Origin of the sequence: Streptomyces sp. STR69, assembly GCF_024519455.1 — a bacterium.
In the GTDB taxonomy this organism is placed as follows: Bacteria; Actinomycetota; Actinomycetes; order Streptomycetales; family Streptomycetaceae; genus Streptomyces.
Window position 1 is genome coordinate 56,692 of record NZ_JALJRY010000008.1, and the last position, 16,525, is coordinate 73,216.

15 protein-coding genes are annotated in these 16,525 nt (G+C 70.7%); 8 read left to right on the plus strand and 7 right to left on the minus strand.

Features of this window, described 5'->3' with window-relative positions; translation table 11 throughout:
- The first annotated feature begins 123 nt into the window (after positions 1-123).
- Complete coding sequence (locus OC490_RS16535) at positions 124-1,275, plus strand: acyl-CoA dehydrogenase family protein (RefSeq protein WP_262058700.1); 1,152 nt, start codon at positions 124-126, stop codon at positions 1,273-1,275.
- Here OC490_RS16535 and OC490_RS16540 read toward each other — a convergent pair.
- From OC490_RS16540 to OC490_RS16565, 6 genes are all read right to left on the minus strand, one after another.
- Positions 1,269-1,811: a PaaI family thioesterase gene (locus OC490_RS16540; protein ID WP_262058701.1), complete on the minus strand. Its 543-nt coding sequence runs from the start codon at positions 1,809-1,811 to the stop codon at positions 1,269-1,271. The two genes, OC490_RS16535 and OC490_RS16540, sit on opposite strands and share 7 nt — an antisense overlap.
- Positions 1,812-1,879: 68 nt before the next feature.
- Entirely contained in the window at positions 1,880-2,854 is a 975-nt protein-coding gene (locus OC490_RS16545; RefSeq protein ID WP_262058702.1) for an LLM class flavin-dependent oxidoreductase, read from the minus strand.
- Positions 2,851-5,268: a GNAT family N-acetyltransferase gene (locus tag OC490_RS16550; protein ID WP_262058703.1), complete on the minus strand. Its 2,418-nt coding sequence runs from the start codon at positions 5,266-5,268 to the stop codon at positions 2,851-2,853. The genes OC490_RS16545 and OC490_RS16550 overlap by 4 nt, the downstream gene beginning before the upstream one ends.
- 14 nt (positions 5,269-5,282) lie before the next feature.
- Positions 5,283-6,362, minus strand: coding sequence for an amidohydrolase family protein (locus OC490_RS16555; protein ID WP_262058704.1), 1,080 nt, complete (start codon positions 6,360-6,362; stop codon positions 5,283-5,285).
- 85 nt (positions 6,363-6,447) lie between these two features.
- On the minus strand, positions 6,448-7,413 hold the full coding sequence (locus OC490_RS16560; RefSeq protein ID WP_262058705.1) for an electron transfer flavoprotein subunit alpha/FixB family protein: 966 nt from the start codon (positions 7,411-7,413) through the stop codon (positions 6,448-6,450).
- 39 nt (positions 7,414-7,452) lie between these two features.
- Positions 7,453-8,214 carry an electron transfer flavoprotein subunit beta/FixA family protein gene (locus tag OC490_RS16565; protein WP_262058706.1) on the minus strand — a complete coding sequence of 254 codons (762 nt, stop codon included), beginning with the start codon at positions 8,212-8,214 and terminating at the stop codon, positions 7,453-7,455.
- A 163-nt stretch (positions 8,215-8,377) separates the two neighbouring features.
- On the opposite strand from OC490_RS16565, the gene OC490_RS16570 reads away from it, so the two are divergent.
- Genes OC490_RS16570 through OC490_RS16600 form a run of 7 tightly spaced genes read left to right on the plus strand, consistent with a single transcriptional unit; the run spans position 8,378 to position 15,284 of the window.
- Entirely contained in the window at positions 8,378-9,700 is a 1,323-nt protein-coding gene (locus tag OC490_RS16570; RefSeq protein ID WP_262058707.1) for a phenylacetate--CoA ligase family protein, read from the plus strand.
- Positions 9,700-10,431 (plus strand): hypothetical protein, encoded by a 732-nt coding sequence (locus OC490_RS16575; RefSeq protein WP_262058708.1) that lies wholly within the window; start codon positions 9,700-9,702, stop codon positions 10,429-10,431. The genes OC490_RS16570 and OC490_RS16575 overlap by 1 nt, the downstream gene beginning before the upstream one ends.
- 2 nt (positions 10,432-10,433) lie before the next feature.
- Positions 10,434-11,345, plus strand: coding sequence for an SDR family oxidoreductase (locus OC490_RS16580; RefSeq protein WP_262058709.1), 912 nt, complete (start codon positions 10,434-10,436; stop codon positions 11,343-11,345).
- A 4-nt stretch (positions 11,346-11,349) separates the two neighbouring features.
- Positions 11,350-11,793 (plus strand): Zn-ribbon domain-containing OB-fold protein, encoded by a 444-nt coding sequence (locus tag OC490_RS16585; protein ID WP_262058710.1) that lies wholly within the window; start codon positions 11,350-11,352, stop codon positions 11,791-11,793.
- Entirely contained in the window at positions 11,790-12,938 is a 1,149-nt protein-coding gene (locus OC490_RS16590; RefSeq protein WP_262058711.1) for a thiolase family protein, read from the plus strand. Before OC490_RS16585 ends, OC490_RS16590 begins: the two co-directional genes overlap by 4 nt.
- Before the next feature lie 13 nt (positions 12,939-12,951).
- Positions 12,952-14,172: an acyl-CoA dehydrogenase family protein gene (locus tag OC490_RS16595; RefSeq protein ID WP_262058712.1), complete on the plus strand. Its 1,221-nt coding sequence runs from the start codon at positions 12,952-12,954 to the stop codon at positions 14,170-14,172.
- Positions 14,169-15,284, plus strand: coding sequence for an acyl-CoA dehydrogenase family protein (locus OC490_RS16600; protein WP_262058713.1), 1,116 nt, complete (start codon positions 14,169-14,171; stop codon positions 15,282-15,284). Before OC490_RS16595 ends, OC490_RS16600 begins: the two co-directional genes overlap by 4 nt.
- 59 nt (positions 15,285-15,343) lie before the next feature.
- Here OC490_RS16600 and OC490_RS16605 read toward each other — a convergent pair whose 3' ends face one another.
- Positions 15,344-16,501, minus strand: coding sequence for an acyl-CoA dehydrogenase family protein (locus OC490_RS16605; RefSeq protein WP_262058714.1), 1,158 nt, complete (start codon positions 16,499-16,501; stop codon positions 15,344-15,346).
- Positions 16,502-16,525 lie beyond the last annotated feature (24 nt).

Sequence of the window (16,525 nt, forward strand, 5' to 3'; positions counted from 1 at the left end):
ACTCCGTCTTCCACGCCGACCCCCCAAGAAACGTCGGCTCGCTGTACTCTCCGACTGCCGCCTCCATCCGCTAACATAGAATAATTAGATAGATGATTAGCCTAGTGTGGGCGAGGAGTGGCCGTGGATTTCGGGCTGACCGACGAGCAGGACCTGTTGCGCGCGACGGCACGGCAGTTCGTCGCCGACGTGTGCCCGGCCGAGAAGGCCAAACAGTGGGACGAGGAGGGCATCGTGCCGCCCGAGTTGTTCCGCGGCATGGCCGATCTGGGGTGGTTCTCCCTCCCGTTCAGTGAGGAGGAGGGCGGCGACGGCGGTAGCCCGCTCGAACTCATCCTGATCGCCGAGGAGTTGGGGCGGGCCAGTTTCGACGTCGCCATGTGCTACATCGGCGTGCTCATCCCGGGGATCACCGTGTTCCGGTGGGGCGACGAGGCGCAGCGCGATTTCATCCGCGAGCAGGTGATGACGGGGCGCCACCGGCTCGCCGTCGGCCTCAGTGAACCGGACAGCGGGTCCGACGCCGCCGCCCTGCGCACCACTGCCGAGGACCATGGCGACCAGTTCCTCGTCCGCGGCCAGAAGGCGTGGTGCACCGGCGGCGGTCTGCCCGACACGACCATCGCTACCTATGTGCGGACCGGGCCCCGCGAGCCCAAGCACGGCGGCATCAGCCTGCTGCTCGTGGACCCCGCGACGGACGGCGTCGAGGTGCGCCGGACACCGACGCTGGCCCGGCACATCCTCGGCACCAACGAGGTCTTCTTCAACGACGCCCTGGTCCCGAAGGAGAACCTCGTCGGACCGCGCGACGAGGGCTGGAAGGTCATGCTCTCCAACATCGAACTGGAGAAGGTGATCATCACCGGGGGATACCTGGGCGCCGCGCAGGCCACGCTGGACGAAATGCTGGAGTACGCCCGCACCCGGCACGCCTTCGGCCGTCCGATCGGGAACTTCCAGGCCCTCGCCCACGCCATGGCCGACCTGCAGACCGAGATCGACTCCGCCCGGCTGCTCGCGTACCGCGCTGCCTGGCTGCTCGCCCAGGGCAAGCCGTGCACCCGGGAGGGCTCGATGGCCAAGCTGAAGGGGTCGGAGACGTACGTGGCGGCCGCCCGGCTGGGGATGCAGGTGTGTGCCGGGCACGGTTTCTCGACCGAGAGCGTGATGAGCTTCCGCTACCGGGAGTCCATCGTGGCGACGATCTCCGGGGGCACCAGCCAGATCCAACGCAACGGGATCGCCCGGAGCATGGGGCTGCGGTCCTACTGACCCGCGCTTTCGCCCCTGGCCTCCTGGGTGGCCAGCCACTCCTCGTGCCGCGCGAAGTGGCCCTGGTCGCGGGTCACCCAGATCCCGGAGACCCGGGCCAGCACGGCGCGGGTCGGCAGCAGCACCATCTCACCCGCGATGTACCAGCGCCGGCCCTCGCGCCGCTCGACCCACGCCCGGACTTCCAGTGGCCGTTCCACCGGCACCGGCTTCACGAAGCTCACGCTCAACTCCGCCGTCACGCTCAACACCCGGTGCAGCAGAGGGAGATGACCGAGACAGTCGTCCAGTACGGCCGCCGTCCAACCGCCGTGCGCGACATTCGGGCCGCCCTCCTGGTCGCGGGGGCAGGTGAGCTCGAAGACAGCCACGCCGTCCTCGTCGAGCCGCTCGCCCCCGACGCCCAGGCGGCAGGAACCGGCGACGCGGCACGCGCCGCACAGCGCCACGCCGCCGGGGGTACGGGGCGGCTCCTGGAAGTCCGCGCCCGCCCAGGGCCCCGCCGAACTCGTCGCCCCACCAGTCGTACTCGTCACGCCGCTTCTCCTCGGACCAGGCACATGGATCGGACACATGGGTCAGACATTCGGGTCAGATCTTCGGGTCAGACATCGGCGAGCAGCGGGCGCAACTTCCCAGCGATCAACTGGACTTGGCGTGCCACCATCTCCTCGGGCATCCCCGCCAGCGAGGCCCACAGGAACACCCCTTCCACGGGCAACCCCGCCACGTACGCCTTGACGGCGTCGGCGATGTCCTGCGGGGTGCCGTACAGGAACTGGCCTACACCGGTCGCTTGCAGCCCCGTCTCCCGCCACTTCTCAGGGTCGATGGGGCGAGGCGCGGGCTGGTCGGTTCCCTCGACCATGTACCGGCGATAGCTGTCCCACTGGTACGCCAGGTGCTTGCGCACCACCGGCCAGTCGCCGTCGGGGTCCTCGGTGACGAACGTGGTGAACGAACCCTGCATCCGGGCCGCCGACACGTCGTAGCCGCTCTCGGCGAGCCCGTCCCGGTAGGGCGCCAGCAGCGCCGGGTTGAGGGACAGCAGTCCGGTGCCCAGCCGTCCGGCGCGGCGTGCGCCCTGCGGGCCCTGGTAGCCGAGCCAGATCGGCAGCGGGTCCTGGACCGGTCCGGGGGTGACCAGGGACTCGGACCACAGGCCGCGGATCTCCCGCACCCGCTGGTCCGTCGTGGAGTAGCGCCGGGCGAGATCGGCGCCGTAGAGCCGGTACTCGGGTACGCGGTAGCCGGTGCCGAGTCCGAGGTCCAGGCGGCCGTCGCTGATGATGTCGACGATCGCGGCCTGTTCGGCGAGTTCGGGGGCCGCGTGCAGGGGCGCGGGGATGACCGCGGTGCCCAGCCGGATCCTGCTCGTGCGGGCGGCGACCGCGGCGGCCATGGTGAGCGGCTGCGGAAGGTATCCGTCCTCGAAACCGTGGTGTTCGGAGAACCAGACCGAGTCGAGGCCGAGCCGGTCCGCCTCCTCGCACATCTCCAGGGCGAATCCGTAGACGCGTGACCAACTCTGTTGCCAGGGCGGGGGGTTGCGCATGTCGAAGTAGATGCCGACCTTCATGAGGGGCCGCCTTTCCTTGTGTTGTCGGCGAGTTGGATGGTCGCTCGGGCGACCGCGACGCCGTCCCCGGGCGGCAGCAGCCGTACCGGACGCAGTTCCATCGACTCGATCTCGGGCAGGTCCTCGACCATCGCGGAGATTCGCAGGACGGTCTCCTCAAGAGCCGTCAGATCCACCCCCGGGCCGCCCACCCGGCCGTCCAGCAGCGGAGCGGCCCGCAGCGAGCGGATCATCTCGCGGGCGTCGCGGTCGCTGAGCGGGGTGATCCGGTGGGCGACGTCGGCCATGAGGTCGGCGTAGTCCCCGGTGAGACCGAACGCGATCACCGGGCCGAAGACCGGGTCCGCGCGGACGGAGAGGAACGCGTCCGGGCCCGGCGAGTGCGTGTCCCGTACGGAGATGCCGTACGAGTCCAGCAACTCGGCGGCGACCTGCGGCGGTACGGCTCCGGGAGCGCACCCGGCGAGCAGCGAGCGGGCCCGGTCCGTGTCGACTCCCGGGAGGTCCGGTATGACGCCCGCAGGGGTGCTGCGCCAGGCCTGGTACGCCGCCGCGTGGCCGAGCGAGGTCGCCGCGGACTCGGGGAACGCGTAGGTCGGTACGACGAGTTCGCCCCGGTGCAGGAGATCGGCGACGCCCGCGCCGCCCAGGAAACTCGCCACCACAGGCTTCTCGGGCGCGGCCTCGGCCGCGTCCAGGATCGCCGCCGCCACCTCGTCCGGCTTGTCCGCCAGCGGGGGCATGAAGAGGACCACGGCGGCGTCGAAGCCGTCGTCGGCCAGTACGGCGTCCAGTGCGTGCCGGTAGTGCGCGGCGGTGGCCATGGGTGTGAGGTCGATCGGATTGGTGACGTCCGCGCGGGGCGAGAGCGCCGTACGGAGTGTGTGCCGTAGGCGCTCGGCCAGTGCGGGCACGCGCAGGCCGCTCGCCTCGCACGCGCCGACGGTCAGCGCGGCGGGGCCGCCCGCGTTGGTGATCACGGCGACCCGGTTGCCCGGCGGGGGTGGCTGGTGCGCCAACAGCAGTGCCACGTCGAAGAGTTCCTGGAGGCTGCGGGTGCGGATGACGCCGGACTGGGCGAAGAGCGAGTCGACCGCCGCGTCCGCGTGTCCCGGGTGCACCGCGACGATCGGCTTGCGCGGCGCGACCCGGCGCGCGATCCGGGTGAACCGGCGCGGATTGCCGAAGGTCTCGACGTGCAGCAGGACCACCGAGGTCTCGGGGTCCTCCTCCCACCACTGGAGCAGGTCGTTGGTGGAGACGTCCACGGCGTGGCCCACCGACACGAACCCGGAGAAGCCGAGCCGCAGCCGCCGGGCGAAGTCGAGCACCGCGAGCCCGAGCGGCCCGGACTGGCTGGACATCGCCACCCGGCCCGGTGTCGGCAGCGCGGGCGAGAAGGTCGCGGCGAGCCGGGCGGCGGGCGTCGTGTTGACCACGCCCATGCAGTTCGGGCCCACCAGCCGCATCCCGGAGGCGCGGGCGAAGCGGGCCAGCTCCAGTTCGGTCGCCCGGCCTTCGATTCCCGTCTCCCCCAAGCCTGTTGAGACGACGACCACCGCTTTGACGCCGGCCTCCGCGCACTCCCGTACGACATCGGGGACCGCCTCGGCCCGTACGGCGAGCAGCGCCAGGTCCGGCACCTCGGGCAGCTCCCGGACGTTCGGATACGCCCGTGCCCCGGCGATCTGCTCGGCGCGCGGATTGACCGGGAACACGGAGCCGCGGAAACCGCCCCGCAGCAGGTTGGCCACGATTTCGTGGCCGATCGTCAAGGGGCTGCGGTTCGCGCCGATCACCGCGACCGAGCGGGGTTCGAGGAGGGGGCGCAGGGAGCGCCGTACGGCCGTGTGCTCGCGGCGTTCGGCCCGGGCGACAGCCTGGGCCTGCGGGTCGACGGCGATCTCGAAGTGGACGATCTGGCCCGGCGGCCCGGACTCGACCCGGAAGCCGGAGCCGAGGAACACGTTGATCATGCGGGTGTTGTCGGCGAGGACGTCGGCCTCCAGGACCCGGATGCCCCGGGTGCGCGCGGCGGCGGCGATGTGCTCCAGGAGCAGCCTGCCGAACCCCTCGCTCTGGTGGTCGTCGCGGATGGTGAAGGTGACCTCCGCGTGTTCCGGTTCCTCGGGGTCGCGGACATAGCGCACCAGGCCCGCGATCTCGTCGCCGGCCAGCGCGACCAACGCCAGCTCGTTGAGGTAGTCCACGTGGGCGCCGCGTCGTATGACGTCGTCGCGGGCGCGGACCACCGGGCCGAGCGAGCGATAGGCCAGGGTCGCCCGGGACAGCCCGCCGACGAACGCGACCAGGCGGTCGGCGTCCTCCGGCCGCACGGGCCGGACGAAGGTCGACCGGCCGGTGCGCACGAGGCCCGGTCGTTCCAGATCCTCGGGATACGGCGGACTGCTCATCGGGGTGTCGCCGCTCAGACCGCGGCCTCCTGGGGAGTCTGCTCGGGCAGCCGGAACAGCTCGTTGAAGGTGCCGCGGGTGACACGCTCGCGGATGTCCGCGGGCACGCCGTCGAACAGCTCGTGCAGCGTGGACTGGGTGTGGCCGTAAGTGCCTTCCAGGTGGGGGTAGTCGTCGCCCCACATCACGTTGCGGTAGCCCGTCGACTCGACGATCTCCACCGAGCTCTTGTCGTGCTGGAAGGAGGCGTACACCTGCTGCCTGATGATCTCGCTGGGCAGCCGGCTGAGCTTCGGCCGGACGAACATGCCGTGCTGACGGTAGGCCTCGTCCATCCGGTCGCCGATGGCCGGCACCCAGCCGGCGCCGCCCTCCGCGATCAGGATCTTCAGGTCGGGGTGCCGGTCCAGGGCGCCGCCCGCGACCATGTGGGACACCACGCGCATGCCCGGATAGGTCGTCTCCATGTAGTTGACGACCGCGCCGCCGGGCCCGCGGAAGACGACGTTCTCGCCTCCCGTGCCGATGTGGAAGCCCAGCACCAGTCCGGCCCGCTCGGCCGCCGTCCACAGCGGTTCCCAGCGGTCGAGGGCGTACTCCTCGCCGGGCCGTGTCTGGCACGGCAGGAACACCGACTGGAAGCCCATCTCCGCCACCCGCTCGACCTCGGCGACCGCGTCCTCGACGTCGGCGGTCGACACACAGGCGGGGGTGATGATGCGCTTCTGCTTCCCGAGGACCTCGGAGTGCGCCCAGTCGTTCCAGGCCCGCACGGTCTCCCTGGCCAGCTCCCGCTCGGTGATCGACACCAGCCAGAACCCCATGGAGGGGAAGGCCAGTTGACCCCAGACGCCCTCCTGGTCCAGGTCCTTCAGACGTACGTCGAGATCCCGGGCGCCCGGCGGACGCATGGCGTCCATGAAGTCGTTGAGCTGGCGGTCGATGCGCTCGCCGTCGATGTACAGCACCTCGTACTTGTCACCGCGCTCACTGCGCGGCGCCCGGTCGGCGAGGCGCGGCGGCAGCGCCTGGATCCACAGGTCGTCGGGTTCCATCACATGGGAGTCCCCGGAGTTGACCCAGATCTTCGTCATGGCGCTCCTTCGGGTCAATAGATGCAATCAGTTAGCGATTTTAATCGTATCGGCCGCCGAGCGGAAGGCCGGGAGGTGGAGGAGATCAGCTCCGCCGCCGCTCGATCTCCTCCACCAGCTGCGGGAGTACCTGGAAGAGATCCCCTACGACGCCGTAGTCCGCGAGTTCGAAGATCGGGGCGTCCGCGTCCTTGTTCACGGCGACGATGGTCTTGGACGTCTGCATGCCCGCGCGGTGCTGGATCGCCCCGGAGATGCCGGCGGCGACATAGAGCTGTGGGGAGACCTGCGTGCCGGTCTGGCCGACCTGGTGGCTGTGCGGGTACCAGCCCGCGTCGACGGCAGCCCGGGACGCCCCGACGGCCGCGCCCAGGGCGTCGGCGACGCGCTCGATCACGGCGAAGTTCTCGGCGCCGTTCACGCCCCGGCCGCCGGAGACGACGATCTCGGCCTCGCTCAGTTCGGGGCGGTCGCCGCGTTCGCGGGGTGTGCAGGACAGGATCTGCACGGCGGCGGAGGCCGGGCCGAAGACGACGTCCCACTTCTCCAACTCGGGTGTGACAGGGGCCGGTTCGGGTGCGGTCGCGTTCGGCTTCACCGTGATCACCGGAATGCCGTGGCTGACGTGTGCCGTCACCTGGTACGTCGCCGCGAACGCGGACTGCTCGGTGACCGGGCGGCCGTCCGCGCCCGCCGCGATGTCGACGGCGTCCGTGATCAGCCCCGACCCCAGCCGGAACGCGACCCGGGCGGCGGTCTCCTTGCCGTCCGGGCCCGACGGCAGCAGGATCGCCGCCGGGTTGGTGCTCTCGGCGATCTGTGCGAGGGCGTCGACGGCCGGAGTGACGAGGAGTTCCTCGACCTCGGGTGCGTCCACGACGTACACCTTGTGCGCGCCGTACCGGCCGAGGGCCTCGGCCGCGGTGTCCGCGCCCGGGCCGAGGAAGACCGCCGACGGTTCGCCCAACCGGCGTGCCAGGGTGAGGAGTTCGAGGGTCGGCTTGCGGACGACGCCGTCCAGGTGATCGACGAGTACGAGGATCTCGGCCACGGTGCTGGGCTCCTTGGGTCGGTCGGGCGAACGTGTCGGTCAGACGAACTTCTTGGCGGTGAGGAACGCGGCCAGCCCGATGCCGCCCGTCCCGTCGTCGGAGACGAGTTCCCCCTTGGTGCGCGGCGGACGCCGAGTCGCGGTGTCCACCGCCGTCCTCGCGGCCGTACGGCCGACCTGCCCGGCGTCGATCCCGAGATCGGCGAGACCGAGGGTCTCCACGGGCTTCTTCTTCGCGGCCATGATCCCCTTGAAGGAGGGGTAACGGGCGTCGCCGGAACGGTCGGTCACCGACACGACGGCCGGCAGGCCGCCCCGAACCCGCACGGTCGCGGTGTCGCCCTCGCGCCGGCCGGTCAACGCCCCCTCCTCGACGGTCAGTTCCTCGATGTGGGTGACGGCCGGGACGCCGAGCCGCTCCGCGAGCAGCGCCGGTACGACGCCCGCGCCGCCGTCCGTCGAGGCCATCCCGCACAGCACGAGATCGAAGCCGTGCCGTTGGATCGCCCCGGCCAGCACGAGCGAGGTGGCGAACACGTCGCTGCCCTCGATGTCCTCGTCGCTCACGTGGATCGCCGAGTCGCCGCCCATGGCGAGCGCCTTGCGCAGGGCGTCCTTCGCGTCGTCCGGACCGACGGTGAGGTAGCAGACCTCGACGTCCGGGCCCGACTCCGCGATCCGCAGGGCCTGTTCGACGGCGTACTCGTCGAGTTCGGACAGCAGCGAGTCGACCGACGCGCGGTCGGTGGTGCCGTCCTCGGTGAAGGTGCGGTCCGCCGTGGCGTCGGGCACGTGCTTCACGCAGACAACGATCTTCACATCGCCCTCCCGGGGCTCTAATGAGTGCTAATAGTTAACTATATAGATCGAGCGAGCGCGAGAGTTCCCCGAGATTCAGTCGAATTAGTTGACTGATTGCGCTGATAGCTGGAAGATCTGGGCAGCTGAGCCGCGAGGAGGCGTCATGGCCGGGGACAGGGACACCGCTGACAGGTACTTCGAGCCACAGGTGGAGACCATGGCCCGGGACCAGCTGCGGGCACGGCAGGAAGAGCGGGTGGTGGAACTCGTCGAGTACGCCTACGCCAACTCCGCCTTCTACCAGGCACTGTGGGACGAGCACGGAGTGCACCCGCGTGACGTCCGCACCCTGGACGACTTCCGGGCCCGCATCCCGTTCATCACCAAGGACATGGTGCGCGCCTACCGTGCCCGCACCGGTGACCCCTTCGGCGGGCTGCTCTGCGTCCCGACCGAGGAACTGACCTCCGTCTCCTCCAGTTCGGGCACCACCGGCGACCCGGAGTTCTTCGCCGAGATCTGGGAGGGCGCGCCGCCCCTGGTCACCGCGCAGGTGCGTGACCTGTGGGAACTCGGCCTCCGGCCCGGGGACCGGGTGCTGAGCCCGCCCGGCACCTTCCGCAACCTCATGGACGCCGGCTTCCAGGCGCTGGGCGCGGTGGTCATCGAGGTGGACACCTGGATGGGGAACATGCCCGAGGTCGTCGAGGCCCTGCGCACCTACCGCCCGGCCTACCTGCAGATGATGTATCCGCAGATGGTGGAGCTGGAGCACCTGGCCGGCACGACGGATCTCAAGGAGGCGTTCTCCTCCCTCAAGGGCGCCTCCTGCGCCGGACAGCCCCTCAGCCGGAAGATGCGCGAGCGGATCCGCGAGGACTGGGGCATCGACGTCTACGAGTACACCAGCGCCGCCGACACCGGCACCGCCTGGGAGTGCCGCGAGCACGACGGCTTCCACCTCTGGGAGGACACCGTCTTCGCGGAGTGCGTCGAGGTCGACGAGCAGGGCTGGCGCGACGCGGCGGAGGGTGACCTCGGCGAGCTGGTCGCCACCGACCTCGACAACCGGGCCGCGCCACTGATCCGTTACCGCAGCGAGGACCTGGTCCGCCTGTCGAGGGACCGCTGCGGCTGCGGGCGCACCCACGCCCGGATGTGGGTGGCCGGCAGGCGCGGCGACGAGACCCTGGTCCAGGGGCGTTCCGTGGTCCTGCGGGACATCTGGCAGGCGGTCGAGGACCAGCCCGAGACCGTGGCGGGCGTCTTCCAGATCGTCCGCGCCGGACGCGAGGTCGACGAACTGCGCCTGCGCGTGGGCTACGACCCCCGTCTCACCGGCGACGTCGACGCCCTCGCCGGACGCCTGAGCGAAGCCGTGCGGGAGCGGACCGGCGTCAAGCCGGTGCTCGACATGCGCACCGAGGAGGACCTGTTGAAGACCATGACCAGCGTCGCCAAGTTCCCCCGGGTGGTGAAGAGTTGATGGCGCGCGCCGACACCCTGGCCCGGGCCCGCACTCTCGACCGGCCCGAACTCGCCTACCTCGTACGCTTCCCCACCTCCGACGGCATCCGGGACATGGAACTGACCTGGGCGGAACTCGCCCGCGACACCGACTGGGTGACCGCACGGTTCCGGGACCACGGACTCGCCGCCGGACAGCGGGCGTTGCTGACCACCTCCGGCTTCGAGGGCTTCTGGGGCCACGCCGTGATCGGCGCCCTGCGCACCCTGAAGGTGACGTACGGCATCGCCGAGGCGATGGGCTGGGACCACCGCAGGACCGCGGTCTTCCACCGCGAACTCGACCCGCACGCGGTCATCGGCCTGTCGGCCGAGACCCTGGAGGGGCTGGCCGGTGCGGCCGACGTCGGTGAGATGTTCCGGACGACGCCGGTCGTACTGGCCCGGCCCGCCGCCGTACCGCTGCTGCGCGGGGTGGGCGTGTCCGCCGCCCTGATCGCGACCGTGGGACCGGCCCTCGCGCTGGAGTGCCCCGAGCACGGGGGTGCGCACGTCAACGCGGCCGAATGGCGGGTCGGGGCGCGGGACGGACAGCTGTCCGTAGCGGCGGGGGAGGAGCGCACCTCGGAACTTCCCGAGACCCCGCTCGGCATCGCCGGACGCGTACTCACCGGCCGCTGCGCCTGTGGCAGCGAAGACCCACGGGTCCTCTTCGCCGAGGCCAACCAGCCCACATCATCGAGGAGTTGAGGATGTCCGAAGGAGTGGTCGCCGGCCGGGTCGTGATTGTCACGGGCGCCGGCAACGGGATCGGCCGGGCACACGCCCTGGCGTTCGCCGCGCACGGCGCGAAGGTCGTGGTCAACGACCTGGGCGGCGCGCGCGATGGCGGAGGCGCCTCGGCCGGGCCCGCCCAGACCGTGGTCGACGAGATCATCGAGGCCGGCGGCGAGGCGGTGGCCAACACGGACGACATCTCCGCCTGGGCCGGTGCAGGCCGACTCGTCCGACAGGCCGTCGACACCTACGGCGGCCTGGACGTCCTGGTCAACAACGCCGGCATCCTGCGGGACCGGATGATCGTGTCGATGACCGAGCGGGACTGGGACAGCGTGATCGCCGTCCACCTCAAGGGCAGCTTCGCCACCCTGCACCACGCCGCCGCGTACTGGCGCGAGCGCGCCAAGTCCGGTCACGACAACGACGCCCGGGTGATCAACACGACCTCCCCGTCCGGCATCTTCGGGAACCCCGGCCAGTCGAACTACGGCTCGGCCAAGGCCGGCATCGCGAGCCTCACCGTCATCGCCGCGGCCGAACTCGCCCGCTACGGAGTGACGGTGAACGCCATCGCGCCCACTGCGCTCACCCGGCTCACCGAGGACATCGAGATGATGAGACAGGCCGCCGAGGCCCAGGACCTCACCCCCGAAGCCATCTCCCCGCTCGTGGTGTGGCTCGGCTCGGCCGCCTCGCGCGAGGTCACCGGCCGGGTCTTCGGTGTCGTGGGCAACCGCATCACCGTCCTCGAAGGCTGGGTCAACGGCCCCGGCGCGAGCGCGGAATCACGCTGGACGCCGGAGGAACTGACCTCGGTCGTCCCGAACCTGGTGGCCAAGGCGGCTCCGAACGCCGACGCCCTGGGCAACCGGAACGGAGCCTGAAGACATGACGACCACTCAAATACCCGTCGCTGAAGGCCTGTTCACCTGGCCGCCCGACGAGAGCACGCCCCTTCGGCTCATCGGCTCCGAGTGCACGGTCTGCGGACTGATGAGTTTCCCCGCCGCCTCGGACTGCGTCCGGTGCGCGAGCACGGAGTCCAAGGAACGGCTCCTGGCGGAGCGCGGGACGCTCTGGACGTACACCACCCAGGACTTCCGGCCGCCGTCCCCGCCGTACGACGGCCCCGAGGCCTTCGAGCCGTACGCGGTCGGCTACATCGAGCTCCCCGGCGAACTCCTGGTCGAGGCCCGCCTGACCGAACCGGACCCGGACAAGCTGCGGATCGGGCAGGACATGCGGCTGACGCTCGTGCCGTACCGCGTGCAGGACGACGGCACCGAGGTCATGACGTTCGCGTTCGCCCCGGCCGAGGAGGAGACACCGTGACCGAGGCCGTCATCATCGGCGTGGGGCTCCATCCCTTCGGCCGGTTCCCCGGAAAGCCCGCAGTGGACATGGGCGCGGACGCGGTACGACTCGCGCTCGCCGACGCGGGCGTCAACTGGCCGCAGATCCAGGGCGGTTACATCGGCAGCTACGAGGTCGCCAACCCGGACGCGATCGTCGCCCGGCTCGGTCTGACCGGCGTACCCCTGCGTGGGGTGTTCAACGGCTGTGCCACGGCCGGTACTTCGGTGGCGCTGGCCGCCCGCGCGATCGAGACCGGCGAGCACGACCTGACCATCGCGATCGGCCTGGACAAGCACCCGCGCGGGGCGTTCGCCGCCGACCCGTCCGTGGCCGGCATCCCCTCCTGGTACGGACAGACCGGCCTCTTCCTCACCACGCACTTCTTCGGCATGAAGATCAACCGCTATATGCACGACCACGGCATCTCCCACGAGACACTCGCGCGCGTGGCGGCCAAGAACTTCGGCAACGCGGCCCGGAACGAGAAGGCCTGGCGCCGAACTCCCCTGTCGGTGGAGGAGATTCTGGCCTCGCCCGTGCTCAACCACCCCCTCCGCCAGTACATGTACTGCGGCCCGGACGAAGGAGCGGCGGCCCTCGTGCTGTGCCGGGCCGACCAGGCCCACAAGTACACCGGGAAACCCGTACGGATCCGGTCCACCGCCCTGCGCAGCCGTCGGCTCGGCGCCTTCGAGGTGCAGAGCCCGTCGTTCCCGGTCGGGGAGGTCGTCGCGAGCCCGACCGTGGACGCCTCGCGGGAGGCGTACGAACGCGCGGGCATCGGCCCCGAGGACGTCGATGTCGCCCAACTCCAGGACACCGACGCCGGATCGGAGGTCATCCACATGGCCGAGAACGGCCTCTGCAAGGACGGCGAGCAGGAACGCCTCATCGCCGAGGGCGCCACCGAGATCGGCGGCAGACTCCCGGTCAACACCGACGGCGGACTCCTCGGCAACGGCGAACCGATCGGCGCGTCCGGACTGCGCCAGATCCACGAGATCGTCCTCCAACTGCGCGGCACGGCCGGAGACCGACAGATCCCCGGCACACCACACGTCGGCTACACCCACCTGTACGGCGCGCCGGGCGTGTCGGCGGTCACCATCCTGAGCACCTGAGGACAGAGCGGACATGGCAGACGACATGCAGGACTTCGCGGCCGAGGCACGCGCCTTCCTCGACGCCCACGCGCCGAAGGCCCCCGACCGCACCGCCCCCACCTGGGGCGAGGGCGACGACTCGATGGCGTACTTCAGCAGCCTCCCGCCCGAGGCGGAACGGGAGCACGTACAACGGGCGCGCGACTGGCAGCGCGTCCGCCACGAGAACGGCTTCGGCTGGATCACCGGCCCGGTGGAGTACGGCGGCCGGGGCCTGACCCCCGTCCACGACCTGCTCTACGACGCAATCGAGTCCGAGTACGACGTCGCGGACACCGGAGTGCTCAGCGTGATCGGCCTCGGCATGATCGGACCGACGATCCTCTCCCACGCCCAACCCCACATCAAGGAGCGGTGGTTGCCCGCGATGTACCGCGGGGACGCCATCGCCTGCCAGTTGTTCAGCGAACCCGGCGCGGGCTCCGACCTCGCGAGCGTGGCCACCAAGGCGGTACGCGAGGGCGACCACTGGGTGCTGAACGGACAGAAGGTGTGGACCTCGGTCGCACAGCACAGCCAGATCGGCCTCGCCCTCACCCGCACCGACCCGGACGCGCCCAAGCACCGAGGGATCACGGCTTTTCTCGTCCCCATGGACGCCCCCGGCGTCGAGGTCAGGCCGCTGCGTCAGATGACCGGCGGCGCGGACTTCAACGAGGTCTTCCTCACCGACGTCCGCATCCCCGACGACCACCGGCTCGGCGAGGTCGACGGCGGCTGGACGGTCGCCCTGACCACCCTCATGAACGAGCGCGCGACCGTCGGCAGTGAAGGCGTGGGACCGGTGGCCGCCGCGCTCTCCCCGGACCACCTCTCGGCCCTGATGCGCGCCACCTGGACCTGGGACGACCGCGCCCTGCGTGCCCGGCTCGCGGAACTCCTCGTGGACGCCCTCGCCACCCGGTACCTCAACAACCGCGCCCTGCGCACCCTGCGCGCCGGCGGCACACCGGGCCCCGAGATGTCCGTCTCGAAGCTCATGTACGGCCAGAACCTCACCCGCGCCGCACACTTCGTGTCCGACGCGCTCGGACCCCGGATCATCGCCGACACCGGACAGTGGGGCACCTATGCCTGGTCCGAACTCCTCCTCGCCACACCGGCGTTGCGCATTCTCGGCGGCACCGAGGAGATCATGAAGAACATCCTCGCCGAACGCGTACTCGGACTGCCCAAGGAGGTGCGGTCATGACCGCCGACGAGACCGGACTGCGCGAACTGCGGTCCTCCGTACGGGAGTTCCTGGAGGCCAAGTCTCCCGAGGAAGCCGTCCGCAAGCTCATGGAGAGCGAGCCGCGCTTCGACCCTGCGGTGTGGGCACAGGCCGCCGACCAACTGCGGCTGCCGGGCCTGGTGATCCCGGAGGAGTACGGCGGCGACGGCTTCGGCCTGGTCGAACTCGGTGTCGTACTGGAGGAGACTGGCCGCGCCCTGCTGTGCGCCCCCTTCTTCGCGACGGTCGTGCTCGCGACCCAGGCCCTGCTCGCCTCCGGTGACCAGGAGGCCTGCGCACGTCACCTCCCCGGCATCGCGGCCGGCGGGACGACGGCCGCCCTCGCGGTGGCCGAGGACAGCGGATCCTGGGACCCCGCCCTGATCTCCGCGCGTGCGGTGCCGGACGGGGACGGCGGTTGGAAACTGACCGGCCGCAAGGCTTTCGTCATCGACGGTACGACCGCCGATCTGCTCCTTGTCGTCGCCCGCACCGTCGCCGGCCCCTCGCTCTTCGCCGTGGACCGGGACGCCACGGGACTGTCGGCCGTATCGATGGAGACCCTGGACGCGACCCGGGCGATGGCCCGGCTGACGTTCGACGCGGTACCCGCGACGCTCATCGGCGCGGACGGGGCGGCCGGGCGCACCATGGCGAAGGTGCTGGACGTCGCGTCGGTCGGGCTCGCCGCCGAGCAGTCGGGCGGGGCACGGAGGTGTCTGGAGGCGAGCGCTGAATACGCCCGCACCCGGCACCAGTTCGGGCGGCCGATCGGCTCCTTCCAGGCGGTCAAGCACAAGTGCGCGGACATGCTCGTCCAGGTGGAACTGGCCGAGGCCGCCTCCCGGGAGGCGGCGCGACTGGCCGACGAGGGCTCCGAGGAGTTCCCCGTCGCGGCGGCCGTGGCGCACGCGTGCTGCTCACGGGCGTACATGTTCGCGGCCATGGAGAACATCCAGGTCCACGGCGGCATCGGCTTCACCTGGGAGCACCCGGCGCATCTGTACTTCCGGCGGGCGAAGTCCTCGCAACTGCTCTTCGGCGGGCCTGCGGTGTACCACGAGCGGCTGTTGGACCGGCTCGGGATCTGAGGAGACCACGAAGACGAGGGCCCCGGGGCAGCCCCGGGGCCCTCGTCTTCGTGCATAGGTCAGCCGCGGGCCGCCTCGCCCAGCAGGGCCTTGGCGATGATGACCTGCTGGATCTGGCTCGTGCCCTCGTAGATGCGGAAGAGGCGTGCGTCGCGGTAGAAGCGTTCGACGGCGACTCCGCGCATATAGCCCGCCCCGCCGTGCACCTGGACCGCGCGGTCGGCGACCCGCCACACCATCTCGCTGGCGAAGTACTTGGTGCAGGACGGGCCGATCTTGGTGTCCGTACCGGCGTCGAACGCGCGGGCGGCCTCCAGGACCGTGGCGCGGCCGGCGTAGTAGTCGGTCATGGAGTCGGCGATCAGACCCTGTACGAGCTGGAAGGAGCCGATGAGCTTCCCGGACTGGCGGCGGGTGCGGGCGTACTCGACGGACTCGTCGACCAGCCGCTCGGCCATGCCCACGCACAGGGACGAGATGTGCACCCGCCCGTGCGCGATGCAGCCCATCGCCGTGCCGAAGCCCCGGTTCAGCCCGGCCTCGCCGCCGACGAGGGCGGACGCCGGTACGCGGACGTCGTCGAAGTACACGTCCGCGGTCCAGGCGCCGAACTGGCCCATCTTGTGGTCCTTGGGAGCCACGGTGAGGCCCGGAGTGCCCGCAGGGACCAGGAACGTGGAGATGCCGCGGGTGCGCGGGGCATCGGGGTCGGTGCGGGCGAAGACCATGAAGACGTCGGCGAGCGGGGCGTTGGTGATGTACCGCTTGGCACCGTTGATCACCCAGTCCTCGCCGTCCAGGTGCGCCCTCGTGGTGAGGGTCGAGGGATCGGAACCCGCCTCCGCCTCGGTGAGCGCGAACGACGCCAGGACCTCGCCCGAGGCGATCCTCGGCAGCCAGTCCGCCTTCTGCTCCTCGGTGCCCCCGACCATCAGGACGTGCCCGGCGATGCCGTTGTTCGTCCCGAACATCGAGCGCAGGGACGGGGTGGTATACCCCAGCTCGAACATCAACTGGGCCTCCTCGTACATCGACAGCCCCAGCCCGCCGTACTCCTCGGGCAGCGCGAAGCCGAACAGGCCCATCTTCTTGGCCGCCTCGCGGATCTCCGCGGGCATCTCGTCCTTCTCGTCGATCTCCGCCTCAAGCGGTACGACGCGCTCGCGCACGAAGCGCCGGACCTCGGACAGCACCGCGCTGAAGTCAGCCGCGTCCATGTCGACTCCCTTATTGCCCTAAGT

Bases quoted from the DNA above. Each gene is read 5' to 3' on its own strand.
- OC490_RS16545 (WP_262058702.1), bottom strand. From the start codon at position 2,854: ATGAAGGTCGGCATCTACTTCGACATGCGCAACCCCCCGCCCTGGCAA.
- OC490_RS16550 (WP_262058703.1), bottom strand. From the start codon at position 5,268: ATGAGCAGTCCGCCGTATCCCGAGGATCTGGAACGACCGGGCCTCGTG.
- OC490_RS16555 (WP_262058704.1), bottom strand. From the start codon at position 6,362: ATGACGAAGATCTGGGTCAACTCCGGGGACTCCCATGTGATGGAACCC.
- OC490_RS16570 (WP_262058707.1), top strand. From the start codon at position 8,378: ATGGCCGGGGACAGGGACACCGCTGACAGGTACTTCGAGCCACAGGTG.
- OC490_RS16575 (WP_262058708.1), top strand. From the start codon at position 9,700: ATGGCGCGCGCCGACACCCTGGCCCGGGCCCGCACTCTCGACCGGCCC.
- OC490_RS16580 (WP_262058709.1), top strand. From the start codon at position 10,434: ATGTCCGAAGGAGTGGTCGCCGGCCGGGTCGTGATTGTCACGGGCGCC.
- OC490_RS16585 (WP_262058710.1), top strand. From the start codon at position 11,350: ATGACGACCACTCAAATACCCGTCGCTGAAGGCCTGTTCACCTGGCCG.
- OC490_RS16595 (WP_262058712.1), top strand. From the start codon at position 12,952: ATGGCAGACGACATGCAGGACTTCGCGGCCGAGGCACGCGCCTTCCTC.
- OC490_RS16600 (WP_262058713.1), top strand. From the start codon at position 14,169: ATGACCGCCGACGAGACCGGACTGCGCGAACTGCGGTCCTCCGTACGG.
- OC490_RS16605 (WP_262058714.1), bottom strand. From the start codon at position 16,501: ATGGACGCGGCTGACTTCAGCGCGGTGCTGTCCGAGGTCCGGCGCTTC.